This window comes from Wohlfahrtiimonas chitiniclastica (assembly GCF_002252325.1).
Classification (GTDB): Bacteria; Pseudomonadota; Gammaproteobacteria; order Cardiobacteriales; family Wohlfahrtiimonadaceae; genus Wohlfahrtiimonas; species Wohlfahrtiimonas chitiniclastica.
In genome coordinates this window covers 192806-208080 of sequence record NZ_NEFL01000003.1, presented here as the reverse complement: position 1 = coordinate 208080, position 15275 = coordinate 192806, and the positions used below count along the sequence as shown (strand labels likewise).

Below are 15275 nucleotides of genomic sequence, written 5' to 3'. Positions count from 1 at the left end.
GGGCTTATTAAAAAGAGCTTCAACAAAGCCAAAGCATACTAATCACCAAGGAGGAGAGCATGAAAATCTCTATTGATCAATTGCAAACATTGGTGCATGAGATCTTAGACAGTCGAGGATTCTCACGCGCGCACCGCGATGCCATCACAGATAATCTGATGGCGGCACAAATTGCTGAATGCCATTCTCATGGGGTTTGGCGTTTGATCGCGCTGATGGATAATTTAGATAAAGGCATGTTAAACACAGAAGCTGTGCCCATTGTGACTCACAATAAAGGGGCGATCATTCGCATCGATTGCCAAATGGCAGCCGCGCAATATGGCCATCATGTGGGCATGCCCTTGTTAATTGAGCGCGCTCAAGAATTTGGCATTGCGCTCCTTGCCATCAATCATTCCATTCATTTTTCTGCCTTATGGGTTGAACTTGAGATGTTGGCCAAAGCCAATCTTGTGGGCTTATGCATGACCACAAGCCATGCATGGGTTGCCCCTTGTGGAGGTAAAACGCCGCTCCTTGGCACCAATCCTTTTGCCTTTGCTTGGCCGCGTGCGGATAAAAATCGCCCATATATTTTTGACTTTGCCACCAGCGCCACAGCGCGCGGCGAAATTCAGCTCTTAGCTAAACACAATCAACCATTGCCAGATCACTGCGCGATTGATGCAGATGGCAATCCCACCAATGATCCTCATGCTGCCCTTAAAGGCGCCATGCGCACCTTTGGCGAACACAAAGGCACAGCGCTTGCCACCATGATTGAGTTGATGGCGGGTCCTTTAATTAATGATTTAACGAGCCAAGGCTCAGAGCAATCAGCAAATGGCGCCGCATTGCCTTATGGCGGCGAGCTCATCATTGCGATTGATCCAACCATTTTACTTGGGGATGAATACAGTGAAGCAAGTGCGCGCGCTGAAGATTACCTCAACCAATTTACCCACCACGGCGTGCGATTGCCCTCCGAACGACGATTCACTGCCCGCGATGAAAACTTACAAACAGGCGAGCTCACCCTCGATGATGATCTCATTGAAGAACTCAAAGCCCTCATCCATCCTCGCACTGAATCTTTTAAGGAGGCGATATGACCCTCAAACATGAAAATCTTTGGCACACATTGGTGTCAGATCAAGTCAATTTCCCAGCCCTCAATCAAGATGACACCGCAGACGTGTGCATTGTGGGTGCAGGCTTTACCGGTTTATCTGCCGCCATTCATTTGGCGGAAAAAGGCAAAAAAGTCGTGGTGCTCGATGCCCATCATGTGGCGTATGGCGGCAGCGGTCGCAATGTCGGCTTAGTGAATGCAGGCACATGGAATAAACCTGATTTTATGGTGCAAATTCTTGGCAAAGAGATGGGTGAAAGCCTCATTTCTGCGCTCGGTGATGCGCCAAAACTTGTGTTCTCCCTCATCCACAAATATGGCATCGATGCCCAGCAACAAGAAGTTGGCACCTTGCATATGGCACACAGCAATCAAGGCATTGCAGAGATTGAAGATCGTTATGAGCAACTCACCCGTCGCGGCGTGAATGTGGAATTACTCAAAGGTGAACGCATCGCGGAATATTCTGGCAGCCAAAAAATTCCGGCAGCATTGTTAGATCATCGTGCGGGCACGGTCAATCCTTATGCGTATGCCACAGGTTTAGCAAAAGCCGCCGCATCCCTTGGTGTGAAGATTTATGAACACTCTCCTGTCTCTGCCGTCAATTGCACAACACCCGGGCAATGGAGCGTCACTGCGCTCAATCACACCATCAAGGCTGAAAAAGTGATCATTGCCACAAATGCTTATGCCGAAGGGGATTTGGCCACGTATCGACAATCTATTTACAGCGGTTATTACTATCAAGTGGCGTCCGAGCCTTTAACGGGCGATGCAGGCAAAACAGTTTTGCCTTACAAACAAGGTTCTTGGGATACGCGTTTAGTGCTCAGCAGCATTCGCCTGGATAAAGATGGCCGCCTCATTTTAGGCAGCATGGGCAAAGCCATCAATAAACCGGCTTGGTATCTGAAAACTTGGGCAGATCGCATTCAGCAGCACTATTTTCCACAACTTGGCAAACATATGACCTGGGAATACAGCTGGTGTGGGCGCATTGGCTTTACGGATAACCATACGCCAAAAATCTTTGAACCGGCCAAAGGGCTGATTGCAGCGATTGGCTACAATGGACGCGGCATCACCACGGGCACATTGATGGGTAAACTCTTTGCAGAGCATTTAACAGATACGGAGGCTGCGCCCATTCCTGTGCCGTTTTATTCAGCTGTGGATCAATCAAAGTGCAACTATGCACAGGCAAAATCCCTCTTCATTGAATCAGGCTTTACCTTGTATCACTTAGGTCAATGCTTAAAAGTCATTCGCTAAATTCATCTAATCCATCGACCCCTTTTGCCCAATTTCGATTGGGCCTTTTTTTTGTAATTTTTATAAAGATGAACAAAAAAAGCCGAGGCATTCACCTCGGCAACACGTCATCACAACGTCTAAAACAGAGACAATCATAAGCGAAGGGGAACGCTTATCATTGGGATAATGAGCTCATCACCTCCTTTTGTATTAAGTTGCATCCATCTGTGAGTGTATGCAGCGGCATTCTGGCATCATCTGTGAATAGACAATGGAGGATCACAGGTGTGCCACGCGCTGCCCGTTCAATGGCAGCTGCCGAAGCGGCGAAAAATTCATCCATCGTATGGCAAGCATATGCCGCATTCACAGGCATCTGCCCACATACAATGATCACAATGCCAAGAGCATGATTTTGAGCACTCAATAATGCTTCTGATGACACAGAACATTCATGATCATCCATCAAGCACACAACAGTGCGCGTCGGATGCAATGCTTTGGCTGCCATTGCCGCCGCGATGCCATAACCTGTTGTTTTTAAGGCTGTGGCAACATGTGTGCCCGGATGTTTAAAATGATAAAAACGGTGCAATGCAGCCACATACGCACCTTGACCATGAGTGATGATGGCATCATCTGGCAATACTGTATTGAATGCTTGCATCCAGCGATCCATGGAAACATCATCACGATCTTCTGTTCGATTGCACTGCCACGCAGCATAATCGGCACGATCTTTTTGTAAAATGTCGAGCCAATTGTTGTATAAACGGATGCCCAGCAATGCCTGTGTGAAGGCTTCTGGCGTTGCATTGATGGCTAAATCTGCATGATACACAGCATTGAGCGCATTGATGTCCGGATGAATATGAATCAATGTTTGTAAAGGCACCGGTGCATTGAGCCACGCATCATGCAGGGTGCCACCACATATGATCACCAAATCGGCATGATCAATGCGTGCCATTAAGGCTGGATGATCAAGCCCCACTTCACCAATGAATGTTTCATGCGTGGTGTCAAACAGCACCGAGTGATGCCCTTCCACTGCAGTGGATAAAGCATAGCGCGCGGCAAATTGCTCAATACGCGCCACTGCTTTTTCATGCCATTGGCTGCCACATAAAATTAAAATGGGATTGCGAGCAAAATTGAGCATCTGTTCAAATTGCGCCAAATCATTCATAGAAGGCGCAATCGTCACGGGAGCAATCGGAATGCCATCGGCAATGCAGGCGCATTCAGTGAGTACATTCTCGGGCAACATCACCACCACAGGCCCACAGCGCCCGGAAGATGCTTGATGAAATGCACGCCCAATGATGGCAGGCATTAACCTAGCTTCATCGATGATGGCAGCCCATTTAACGGCAGGATAGACATCGTTCAATACAGTTAAGCCCTGCTCATGGGTGCGCGTTTTGACAAACACAATCATAGGCGTGGCCGCTTGCATCGCGATGTGAAGCCCATTGATGACATCTAACATCCCATCATGGCTCATCACAAAGGCAATGCCAGGATGACTGGCGAGTTTCCCATAGGCTTCTGCCATCATTAAGGCTGCATCCGTTTGCCAAGCAGTGATGAGCTCAATGGCAGCCTGTAATGGCATCAACAGCGCATCATCATTCTGACTTGGCACATAAAAGCCCTGCTTGATGCCTTGAATCAGCAGCTGATCCACCAATATTTCACCACCTGTGCGCGGCATTCTCGTTTCATGCATAGGGCTTTTTCCTTATGGGATAGAGCTTTAGTATGACGAGCCCTCCCCATAAAGAAAAACGAAATTTAGCAATGAGGTGATGAGTTTTTTTCTTAAAAAAGTCTTTAAATTTTAGCCAATTCGCTGGGCTTACCCAAATAATTGAGCACCCAATCGCGCACCATTTTGACTTTTGGCTCCGCTGAATGGCTCTTTAAATAAGCCATGTAATATGATCCTAACCCCGTCAAACGGTGGCTTGAAGCTGCAACCAATGAACCTGCATCTAAATCAGGTTGCACCAGAATTTTGGGCACCAAAGCAATGCCGCACCCTGTTTTTGCTGCGCTGATGCATGATGACCAACGTTCAAATAACAGTGATCGATAACCATTCGGATAAATTTGATTAAAGCGCTCAAAGAATTGATCCCACGTATTTAAACGGGAGCGACACTCAATGAGGCGCGTTTTAAAATAGATGTCAATCTCCTCTTGCCCTGCATTGTTTGCCAGTACATCCGGATGACACACAGGCACCATCTCTTCATCAAAAAGCTCCACCGCTTCCATGCCATGCCAGCCGCCATAGCCATAGACAAATGCCACATCGGCATCCACATCCGAGGGATCATACGGAATCACTTGCTCATAAAATGAGAGCTGCACATCACCATAATGGGCTGTAAATCCCTTTAACGCTTTGACAAGCCACGCAGCACACAATGATGGATGCGATGCAATGCGGATCACCTCTTCAAAGACGCCATAAGAGAGCATCTCTTTTGAGGTCTCCTCAATTTTTCTTAAAATTGAATTCACATGGGATAAATAGGTGCTGCCCGCCGGTGACAACTCAAGCTTTTGGCGATGACGAACAAATAATTGCACCTGTAAACTACTCTCTAACAACGCCACTTGCTTACTGATGGCGCTTTGCGTCAGATTCAGCTCCTCTGCCGCTAGCGTAAAACTCAAATGCTTAGCCGACACCTGAAAACAACGCATGGTATGCGTTGTCGGTAAATATAAACGACTCATGTTTCCTCCATTCCTTCGGTACTCGATCGGTGTTATTTGTGTGTTTGATCGATTAAATTAACTTACCAAAGTTTTGGGGCTCACATCAAAAAAAGTTACATGCAACTCTCAACCCACTGTTTTTGAGCATAAAAAAAGCGGCCAAAGCCGCTTTCATCATTGTTAGGTTGAGCAATTACTCTTGATAACCTTTATATGCCAATGGGAAGAACGATACCAAAATGCCCACGATCGCTACAAAACCAATGTACCAAGCCGCACCTAATGCCGTTTGACCCAATAACCAAATCGTCAAAGCTGGGGTAATGGCACTGAAGGCCGCATAGGCTAAGTTATAAGAGAAGGATAAACCTGAATAACGGATTTTTGCAGGGAATGCACGCGTTGCAATGATGGGCGTAATGGCAATTGCCCCTGTGAATAAGCCCATAATGCCTGCACCAATGTAGATCATTTCAATGGTGGGTTGTTCTGATAATAGATTGTAAAACCAAAACGATGAAATCGCCAATCCACCCCATGCGATGATGGAAACTGCACGGGTTTTCACCACATCTTCTAGATAACCAAACAAAATACAACCAAATGTCAGCATCAAGGCCATGATGCAACCTGTAATGCGCGCATCAATCGGTGGCAATTGATACATGCCACCCAAAATTTTCACAGGTGTCATCAAAATCCCCACCATCACCGTTGTGGACAATGACCAGGTGAGCAATGCCACAATGATGCACGCCCATTTGTGCTTTTTCATCACGGTGACCACAGGAATCTCTTTCGATAACTCTTTGCGCTCCGCCATCTCTTGGAAAATCGGCGTTTCAGATAAATAGCGACGTAAATAGACAGACAACACACCAAATAAACCGCCCACGATGAACGGAATGCGCCATGCGTAATCTAAAATCTCTTCACGCGTGTAGACAACATCAATCAAAATGGACATTAAAAAGCCAAGTAAAATCCCGCCCGTGATGCCACTTGTCAATACGCCAATGCCCAAGCCATAACGGTTTTTCGGCGTGTGTTCTGCAATGAAAACCCAAGCACCTGGCATTTCACCACCGATTGCCGCACCTTGGAACATGCGCATTAAAATCAAAATCACAGGTGCCAATAAACCAATGTTTTCATACGTTGGCATCACACCGATGACAAACGTTGGCAATGCCATCATTGCAACGCTTAAGGTAAACATTTTTTTACGACCCAAAATGTCCCCAAAATGCGCCATGATGATCCCGCCAATCGGACGCGCGATGTAACCGGCGGCAAAACCGCCCCATGCATACACATCTCCCCAAACGGTGCCCAGCAGATCTGCCGGCAGGAACAGCTTTTTGACCACGGTTTCAATATAGAGCGCATAGATGACGAAATCATAGAATTCCAGAGTTCCGCCAAGAGATGCTAAGCTCAATGTTTTATAATCTTCTTTATTTAACGGACGCGCTGAGGGGGCGCCCATGGTCGTTTCACTGCTTGCTGACATACTGTATTTTTCCTAATCGTAATTCATTAATTATTAACTCGATCTCAAATCGATCCTCATTATTCCTATAAATTTTTACAAAATTCAAGGCTTGCTTGAGAATATTTTGCCTTTTGTACTTTTTTATCTGGCACTGTGAATTTTTCCATCAAAATCAAAATGTTTTAGCGTTATTCACTGCATAAACAGCGCTAAACACATTGATCTATTTATCAATATTGATCTACAAAAAGATTACAAAATTATCGTTTCAGCCCTAGATTAATTCAAAAATCCATTGTATTGTATGTTGCATACTGGTTATTTATGGTGCATTGATGCTTGAAAAGCTCAGCAAATTTGTGATGAACAAAAAAATGTGCTTTAAATATCTACAAAACAACTACCAAAATAATAAATGGTTGTATCATTCGACTGGAGGAGAGTTTCATGTTTAAGATTATACAAATGGCGTTCGCCTTTGTGGGCGTGATCGTTGGTGCAGGCTTCGCATCTGGCCAAGAGATCTTGCAATATTTTACAAGCTTTGGCACATGGGGCACATTTGGTGCAGCCGTCTCTACAGGTTTATTTGCCTATTTGGGCATGATGCTCATGAAAATGGGCAGCCGCTTACAAACAGCCTCGCACGATGAAGCCATCTACAAATTAAGCGGCAAATTCTTAGGGACAGCGGTGGATTACATCATCATCTTCACACTCTTTGGTGTGGGCGTTGTGATGGTCGCTGGCGCAGGCAGCATGCTCAATCAACAATATGACGTGCCCGCTTGGTTAGGCAGCTTATTGATGACCATCATGGTGGTTTCAACGGTTCTATTGCCAATCAACCGCGTGATTGCATTGATTGGTGCGATCACACCATTTTTAATCATCGCGCTTGCCATCATCTGCGTGTATAGCTTATTTACACATCACGCCACCATTGAAGAGTTAGAGCCTGTGGCAACCTCCGTGAAAAGTTCATTGCCAAACTGGTTCATCGCTGCCATTAACTACGTTTCCTTTAACGTCGCGGTGGGTGCAGGCATGGCACTTGTGATGGGCGGCAGTGAAAAGAACGAAAAAATTGCCACATGGGGCGGTTTAATCGGCGGCTTGTTGATCGGTGCATTGATTGTGGTGGCTCATTACGCCATCTTCTTAAACATCCATGATGTCAAAGATGTGGGCTTGCCATTATTAAAAATCATCCAAGATTTATCCCCAACGTTGGGCATCATGATGACGATTGTGTTATTCGGCATGATCTACAACACAGGCGTTGCCATGTACTATGCATTTGTGGCGCGCTTTACCACCATGCAAACGAAGCGCTCTTACATGTTTGCAGGGGCGACAGGTTTAGTGGGCTTTGTGGCAAGCTTTGCAGGCTTTACAGGTTTAGTCGCATACTTCTACCCATTGATCGGTTACTTAGGTTTATTGTTGATCGCCATCTTAGTGATCGCGCCCTTTAAAATCAAAAAAGAAAAAGCCACTGAGTATCCTCATTGCAATGTTGCGGATGCGCCGATTGCATAAGGTTCTCAGTGACTGATGTTTTAGAAAGCTTTTGAGTTACTCAAAAGCTTTTTTATTTGCGCGCTTACGCAGTGCTTCTAAGCTCACCACTTTATTGACGCGCTGGGCAATGATCACACCGATCAAACAGATCGCCCCGCCAATGATGTGATAAGGCTCAAGGCTTTCATGCAAAAACAGGATCGAAATGATTGCCGTAAAGAGTGGTGATAAGTTCATAAAGAGCGATGTTTTGCTCGCACCTAAACGCGCCACACCTTGTAACCATAAAAATGGTGCAATAATCGATGCCGGAATGCCTGCAAATAAAATCAAATTCACATTCTCACGCGTGATGGCAACATTGTCCGTCATCACAAACAGCGGCACTAAAATCAACACGCCAAAAATCACCTGCCAATAGAGGGATTGCCATGTTGAAACTTGCGCCTGAATCTTCCACTTCATGGTCAATACGCCATAAAGTGCATACGCAGAGGCGGCAATCAGCATCATCAACTCACCTTTACCGATGCCGATGTCCAGTAAAATTGCAGGGTTGCCCCCACTGATTAACCATGTAATTCCAAAAAAAGACAACCCACTACCCACCAACAATCCGACAGTCAATGGCGTACGTAGGATAAGTAAACTCAAAATGATGGTGAGTAGTGGTGTCAAGGAAAGGAATATTCCAATCATCGTGGCGGAAATGGTGTACGCCGCGTAATACGCTAAGCACTGATACACCGCCATGCCAAGAAAACCCAGCACAGCAAACTTCCACAGCAATGGCTTTAACTGTTGCCAGTTGCGCCATGTGCCCACAATACAAAAAGGTGTCAGAATTAAAAAAGCCAACACCCAACGATAAAAAGAGATGGCCGCAGGTTCAATCACACCCGCAGACAATTTATTGACGACCGCATTCATCGCCCAGATCATTACCGCAACTAATGGATACAGCATTGCAGCCCAATTCATAGTTTCCTCCATTCATTCGGGGTCTGAGAGTATAGATTGTCTGATATAAAGTATATAATGGTAATCAGACATCTTGATCCACTTTTCTGACAATCCATCAAAATATGAAACAACTTTGCATGCGCCCCACCGAATTTCACACCGATCAACTCATTGCCCTTGCGGATGAAGAGATCAATGAAGCGAGCGAATATCTCCCCCATGAACACAATTGGGGACAGATCATTTTTGTTAAATGTGGCGTCATCACCTTAGAAGTTGAGGGTGAGCGCTTCATTGCACCGCCTGGCTTTGCCATTTGGATTCCGCCGGCCTGTACGCATGCATGCCACAGCCATCAACCCACGCGCTTTCGCGCCATCAATCTTTCCATGCATGCCTCGGCTTTTTTAACCGATCACCCTTCCCTATTAAAATTCAGCGACATTGCGCTTGGCATTGTCGATCACTATTTTGATGCCAAAATACAGATGCCCATCACGCCGCAAGATCAGCGCAAAGCCCAAGTTTTGATTGATGAATTGCAAGGCGCAATGATTGGGCACACTTATTTACCCACCTCAGAGCATCGCCTCTTAAAGCCCATTTTAACGACTTTAGAGCAAGCGCCTGACAATCGTTTGACCTTAAAAGAGTGGGCGCACAAAGTCTTTAGCACCGAGCGCACGCTCGCGCGCCACTTTCAAAAGGAGCTTGGCATGAGTTTTAATGAATGGTGTCAGCGGTTGCGTTTTATTCATGGCACCGCCTTGCTTGAACAAGGCGAAACCATTGAAGAGATCGCCTTTAAAGTGGGCTATCGTTCAGCGTCGAGTTTCATCGCAATGTTTCAGGCACTCTCTGGCACAACACCAGATCGCTATCGCCAATTGCACACGCGTCCATCGACTTCACAATGTCAAAATTGAGAAAAAGGCGCACATTCTCTAAATAAGTGCGTTTTTTAAGGGCGACATATTTATCAAACACACGATTTGAATATTTAAAAGTGGCATCATCTTTGCTGCCATTATAACGATGGAGTGCCGCGCGAATGTTGCCTTCCCGTTTTAAGTATTCCACCAAAATCGCCGTGCCGATCTCAATGTTTGTTGGAATGTCATACAACACATCCACATCCCCATATTGGCTGATTTTATCTAAATGCCACTTTGGCGTCACTTGCATGAGCCCAATGGCGCCTTTATTGCTTTTCGCGGCGGGATTATAAGTGGATTCTACAAAGATGATGGCGAGCAAAAACTCTAAATCAAGCTGATTTGCCCATGCAGCTTTTTGCGCACTGCGCACCAAAATGCGGGCATTTTTCTCATCAATGCCATAATTATTGACCAAATATCGCGTCATGATTTGGCGCTTCGTGCGGCGCAATGAGTGGCGATATTGGATGTTATCTAAAGTGTTATGGGCAATCTCTAAATCATGCCCATGCAGCATGCGAAGCGCGCCCGTTAAACCAAAAAAGCGGCTCATGTCCACTTGCATTAAAGCGCGCGGACGTTCCTGAATGACATCAACCCGCGCACTTTTTGGCAGGTTAATGGTCAATAGATACGGCAAACCGTAGCCTAAAATAATCAAAGGCAGCATCACCATTGTCATCACAATGCGCGAATGCTGCTGAATCATGCGCCAAATGGGCGCAATTTGCGTACAAAAAGTAGAGGTGTAATGATCCATGCAAAAATGTAGTACTGAATAATTCAGAAATTATACAGTAGAATCATTGATATGTATCAATTCGATTGTGCCAACCAGCCAACCATCTTTCCTCATTGCGCTCTTTGGGGGCATTTTTCACGCGGTTACTCATGACCGTTTTCGCCGCCGTTCTAAAGCTCTGCATCAAATCTTTTTTGGCAACGTTAGGGTCCATCGTTTCCAACACTTGCAACAATCCCCAGCCTTGCCCTTGATAACGCTCATTTTGATTGATGCCTTCACCTTTAAAATTGATGTAATCAATGAGCGCATATAAGCCGCTTGGCGTATTCAATAAGCGATTAAAATTCTCTTTGACCCGTTTTTTTTGCGAAGTTGCCGCTAAAATTTTGGGCAATGATGCATTAAGACGCTCTGCAATGAACTCAATTTGTACCGCTTGCGTGTTGTACAAAAAGTTTTCTAAATCTTTAAAAGCAGGATCATTGTGTTTGGCACTTAAAAACTCGGCTTGCGTTTTCCACGGCGCGTAACGATACATGCGCAACAGCCACGGCAGCTCGATGTTTTTAGTTTTATAAAACGTCACAAGCGCCGGAAAACTCTCTTCAAAGCGCTCAGGCTCATTGTATTTGTACCAAATGAAATGCCCAATGCCAAGGGATGGAAAATTCTCTCCATTGTTCCAAACCACTAAATTTTCGCGCTTGCCACCTGTTTCGTTGCGATAGATTTTACCTGCGATCTCATTGAGTGCAGCGGGCGGAATGTTGATGTCCGCCGCCGCAATGCTCACACTGCATAATGCAATGCATAACCACTGTTTAATCATGCTGCTTGAGTCCTTCATTGATGCCTAAAAATTTGAAAAGTTTAGCATCTTTAAACTCGCCCGTGGCATCGCCTGAGAAGATATTCATTTGATTTTTCCCCAAATCCAACTTTTTAACTTTCCCCGTTGCTTCACTGAAATCCACTTGCTTTAAATCCACCCAAAATGTGTTCGGCGTTAAGGCTGATTCAAAGAAATACACCAATGATTTTTGATCCACCACAGAGCGCCAACGGGTCGATGAGATATTTGGCTCATTTTCTGTATTCAAGCCATAAGGCACAGACACGTTACGGATCACGCTAAAGACGCTCGCAACCGATGTGCGCATGTCTTGATCTTTGGGAATGGCATTGATGTAAAACGATGCGCGTGCAAAGCGATCCGCCGCACGATTGGTGCCCGGCAACATCACTGTGCCACCAATTTGCTGCCAATAAGTGTTGAGCGCCAATTGTTTCTCAAAGGTTGGAGAATTGGTCATCACTTGATAATCACGATTGTGATGAATCACTTGTTTGCCCTCAATGTATTCAATGATGGCGCTGTCGCCCGTAGCATCTGAAATGGAGAGATGCAAAGTGGCTTTACGATCTTCACCGGGCACATTGTCCGTCACCACAATGAATTCTTCTTTTGCCAATGCATTGACGGCTTCTTCAACCGTGGCGAAGTTATCGAGCACATATTGTGCCCAAGCGGAAATGGAGAGCAATTTTTTATCGTCTGTGGGCGTTGGGTATTCAGATTCCACAAGCCACAACATATTGGCCACCAAACCTTTTTCATTGACGCCATCTGTGGTGGCAATGTCAAAACCTGAGGCAATCACACTGCCATATTTCGATGTCCACTCAATCGAGTTCGGGCCTGCGCCCCCGTGTTGATGAATGCCTTTGGGTAAAATCCATAAATTGGTGCCCACATCCACTTTCCAATCCATGGATCGACCGGTGATGATGCGATCATTGTCACCTAAAAAGACCGCACGCGTACAAGCATGGGAAAAAGAGGCAGTTAAACTCGCCGCTAAAAGTGCGGTGGCCACTAAACGATGGGAAATTTTTTTCATACAATCACCTTTGATAAAGTCAATGCCAATGCTTTGAGTATAGCACCTTAAAACATCCTCTTGATGCACAGACAAAAACACCTTCATCAATGACTGATGAAGGTGTGGCATCATGCATTTAAGAATGATCAATTATTTTGCGGGGGCTTGCGCTGCTTCTTTTGCTTGACGCTCTGCCATGATTGCTTGGGAATCTGCAATCTCTTTTAAGGTCAAAGCAAAAGGCACATCCGGATCGCTCTCGCACACTGTGCGCACTTGTGAAGAGATGTTTTCAACGCCTTCTAAATCTAAAATGGCATCTTCAATTTTGCCCTGTTTATTGAGCATGTCCACAACAGCAACCGCCACAGGGCGATAATCGGTTTTCACTTCTAAAAAGTCAGCACACGTCCATTCAAACAACGGTTTATTCGGTTTTACTTTAGCGGTTTCAGCATTGGCCATGCCTAAACCCACAACAGAAAGTACAGCGGTCAATAAAACTAATTTTTTCATGCGAGCTCCTTATTATTATCGGATTGTTCGATGTCAATCTATACTTACAAGAAAACAGTTAAAAATATAATATTATGTATTTTATTAAATAAAACAGTAATATTATATGTATTCACTATAGCATATTCATTTCAATATTGTATTGACTGAGCCATAAGGAGTTGCCATGAAAAAACAGTTGTTGATCACCCTTTGCTTATCGAGCCTCTTTGCCCACGCCATTGCAGAGGACATTGCTTATCAAGACAAAAACCTTGCGCCCGTTGCAGTGAGCTATGCACCGACACCACTGTTGGCAGTATTCAATCTCGATCCGATTCATGAGAAAGCTGAGCTTTCTAGCCTAAATCTGACTCAAAGCATCAATGCCGTGGAAAACCCCACCGAAGCCATCATCACCCTAACAGAAAGCAATCTGCCAGACGATGCCATTGAAGCCACGCAAAACACCTACTTTGTCAATAAAAGCGAACAAGGTTGGGCGGTGATGGGCGTTGAGCATGCTTACAAATGCCGTCGCGGTGAGCATACAATGGAATTCATCAACACAAAGTGCCCATAAATCATTGAATTAGAGCAACTCAGTTGCTCTTTTTTTTGTGTGGATTTTGCATAAAAAGATTTCTCATACCCAAAAAATAACATAAAATGTGCGCCCGATATTTCATGCAATTTGAGGTGATGAATGAACACTTCGACACAACGCGTCTTTAAAGCGTTATGCACGCCAATTTTAGCGGCTTTAATTGTGGTAGGCTGTGCCTCTAACGATGCCGAAGCCCTCTTTAAGCAGCACAATTACATTGGTTCAATTGAGGCCATCACAAAAGATCTCAATCAGCGCCAATCTTATCCTTCTGCAAGCACAAAACAGCGCTGGATGACACTTGTTAATCAATCCATCGAGCAGATTGAGGCGATGCCGCAAATCTCCTTTGAGCAGCAAACGCGCCGTTTAGAGCTGTTGCTCAAAGCACGCACGCTCCTTGATCAAGGCTTTTATCGCACAGAATTTGCAAGCTTTACTGAGCGCTACCAGACAAATGATCTTAAAAACCAATTGGCTAAACTCTATTATGATTGGGGCCAATCCATCACCGGGAATGATCAAGCGGCGGATCAAAAACGTGCCCAAGTGTATGGGCGTGGCGCGGCACTTGCAAACTATAAAAACATGCAACAACTCGCTGAAAAATATCAATTGTCTTATGATCAATCCGTGGCAAAAAGCGCGTATGAACGCGGTGTGATGCTTGAGCGCGAGCAAAATCATCAAGCGGCAAGCGAAGCCTTTAAAGAAGCCATCAATGCTTATCAATCCCATGGCAATTATAAGGATGCATCCCAACGCTTTCGCACCAATGACCAAAAATGGCGCAAATCCCGTGCAGATCAAGCCATCATGCGAGCTAAATCCATCGAGCAATCGAGCTATGGCAAAAAAGCTGGTTACCGCCAAATGGCCAAAGCCTATCAAGAAGCTGCCGACATCTATCAACCTTATGGCGACTATCAAGGCAGCAAAGGCTTAGCCAATCAATATCGTAATTTAGGCACTGTGCGTTACAATTACCGCATCAATGCTTATTCTGGCAATGCACAATGTGGTTTTTATGGCAATCGCGTCTCGGATCAATTGGGGCAAATGATTCAAAACACCGTCAAAGGTGAAGGTTTTACGTATGGCGCAAATCCCGATTGGATGATCACCATCAATTACACGATGGATTATCAAGATCAGCAAAATAACCAAGACAATCAAATCGAAAGCTATGTGGATCAAGCTGGCAAAGAGTGGCGCTACAACCGCACCACAACAAGCCGCGCCCAAGCCTTTACCATTCGTGCCACCATTGAAAGCCGCGGGCTCGTCAATGATCAACAAACAGTGGGCACGACGCTGCGCAATCAGCAAACCCGCGTACAATACAGCGGTAATGTGCCAGCGCATATTAAAGGTTACACCAATGGCCAATTCATGAGCCAAGAAGCCTTATGTGAAGCGGCGGAACGCGACATTCGCCCAAAAATCAACGCGGTGATCGAGCGCCTTGCAAGCGATGCAAGGCAGCGTTAATGGCAACAAAAAAGCGCCCATTTCGGGCGC

At 45.4% G+C, this 15275-nt stretch carries 14 protein-coding genes; 6 read left to right on the top strand and 8 right to left on the bottom strand.

What is annotated here, in order from left to right; translation table 11 throughout:
• Positions 1 to 59 precede the first annotated feature (59 nt).
• Both B9T10_RS08625 and amaA read left to right on the top strand, forming a co-directional pair.
• On the top strand, positions 60 to 1094 hold the full coding sequence (locus B9T10_RS08625) for an Ldh family oxidoreductase (protein ID WP_094538276.1): 1035 nt from the start codon (positions 60 to 62) through the stop codon (positions 1092 to 1094).
• Positions 1091 to 2389 (top strand): L-pipecolate oxidase, encoded by a 1299-nt coding sequence (gene amaA, locus B9T10_RS08620; protein ID WP_094538275.1) that lies wholly within the window; start codon positions 1091 to 1093, stop codon positions 2387 to 2389. Before B9T10_RS08625 ends, amaA begins: the two co-directional genes overlap by 4 nt.
• Before the next feature lie 157 nt (positions 2390 to 2546).
• Here amaA and B9T10_RS08615 read toward each other — a convergent pair whose 3' ends face one another.
• The 3 genes from B9T10_RS08615 to B9T10_RS08605 form a co-directional block, all read right to left on the bottom strand.
• Positions 2547 to 4103, bottom strand: coding sequence for a thiamine pyrophosphate-binding protein (locus tag B9T10_RS08615; protein WP_094538274.1), 1557 nt, complete (start codon positions 4101 to 4103; stop codon positions 2547 to 2549).
• 104 nt (positions 4104 to 4207) lie between these two features.
• Positions 4208 to 5122, bottom strand: a complete 915-nt coding sequence (locus B9T10_RS08610; protein ID WP_008315482.1) for a LysR substrate-binding domain-containing protein — start codon at positions 5120 to 5122, stop codon at positions 4208 to 4210.
• Positions 5123 to 5297: 175 nt separating this feature from the next.
• Positions 5298 to 6617, bottom strand: a complete 1320-nt coding sequence (locus B9T10_RS08605; protein WP_063455288.1) for an MFS transporter — start codon at positions 6615 to 6617, stop codon at positions 5298 to 5300.
• 429 nt (positions 6618 to 7046) lie between these two features.
• Between B9T10_RS08605 and B9T10_RS08600 the strand changes: the two genes are divergently transcribed.
• Positions 7047 to 8141, top strand: coding sequence for a YkvI family membrane protein (locus B9T10_RS08600; protein WP_018122758.1), 1095 nt, complete (start codon positions 7047 to 7049; stop codon positions 8139 to 8141).
• A gap of 36 nt (positions 8142 to 8177) precedes the next feature.
• Here B9T10_RS08600 and B9T10_RS08595 read toward each other — a convergent pair whose 3' ends face one another.
• On the bottom strand, positions 8178 to 9104 hold the full coding sequence (locus tag B9T10_RS08595) for a DMT family transporter (protein WP_094538273.1): 927 nt from the start codon (positions 9102 to 9104) through the stop codon (positions 8178 to 8180).
• Between the two features lie 119 nt (positions 9105 to 9223).
• Between B9T10_RS08595 and B9T10_RS08590 the strand changes: the two genes are divergently transcribed.
• On the top strand, positions 9224 to 10012 hold the full coding sequence (locus tag B9T10_RS08590) for an AraC family transcriptional regulator (RefSeq protein ID WP_039949968.1): 789 nt from the start codon (positions 9224 to 9226) through the stop codon (positions 10010 to 10012).
• Here B9T10_RS08590 and B9T10_RS08585 read toward each other — a convergent pair.
• The 4 genes from B9T10_RS08585 to hdeA form a co-directional block, all read right to left on the bottom strand.
• Complete coding sequence (locus tag B9T10_RS08585) at positions 9921 to 10784, bottom strand: lytic transglycosylase domain-containing protein (RefSeq protein ID WP_008315492.1); 864 nt, start codon at positions 10782 to 10784, stop codon at positions 9921 to 9923. The two genes, B9T10_RS08590 and B9T10_RS08585, sit on opposite strands and share 92 nt — an antisense overlap.
• 43 nt (positions 10785 to 10827) lie before the next feature.
• The gene (locus B9T10_RS08580) at positions 10828 to 11598 is read right to left on the bottom strand and encodes a hypothetical protein (RefSeq protein ID WP_008315493.1); all 771 of its coding nucleotides are present in this window, start codon (positions 11596 to 11598) and stop codon (positions 10828 to 10830) included.
• Entirely contained in the window at positions 11591 to 12661 is a 1071-nt protein-coding gene (locus B9T10_RS08575; protein WP_179220641.1) for a linear amide C-N hydrolase, read from the bottom strand. Before B9T10_RS08575 ends, B9T10_RS08580 begins: the two co-directional genes overlap by 8 nt.
• Positions 12662 to 12802: 141 nt before the next feature.
• Positions 12803 to 13168, bottom strand: a complete 366-nt coding sequence (hdeA, locus tag B9T10_RS08570; protein WP_008315495.1) for an acid-activated periplasmic chaperone HdeA — start codon at positions 13166 to 13168, stop codon at positions 12803 to 12805.
• Positions 13169 to 13334: 166 nt separating this feature from the next.
• Between hdeA and B9T10_RS08565 the strand changes: the two genes are divergently transcribed.
• Both B9T10_RS08565 and B9T10_RS08560 read left to right on the top strand, forming a co-directional pair.
• Complete coding sequence (locus tag B9T10_RS08565) at positions 13335 to 13730, top strand: hypothetical protein (protein ID WP_008315496.1); 396 nt, start codon at positions 13335 to 13337, stop codon at positions 13728 to 13730.
• A gap of 123 nt (positions 13731 to 13853) precedes the next feature.
• The gene (locus tag B9T10_RS08560) at positions 13854 to 15245 is read left to right on the top strand and encodes a hypothetical protein (RefSeq protein ID WP_094538272.1); all 1392 of its coding nucleotides are present in this window, start codon (positions 13854 to 13856) and stop codon (positions 15243 to 15245) included.
• Positions 15246 to 15275 lie beyond the last annotated feature (30 nt).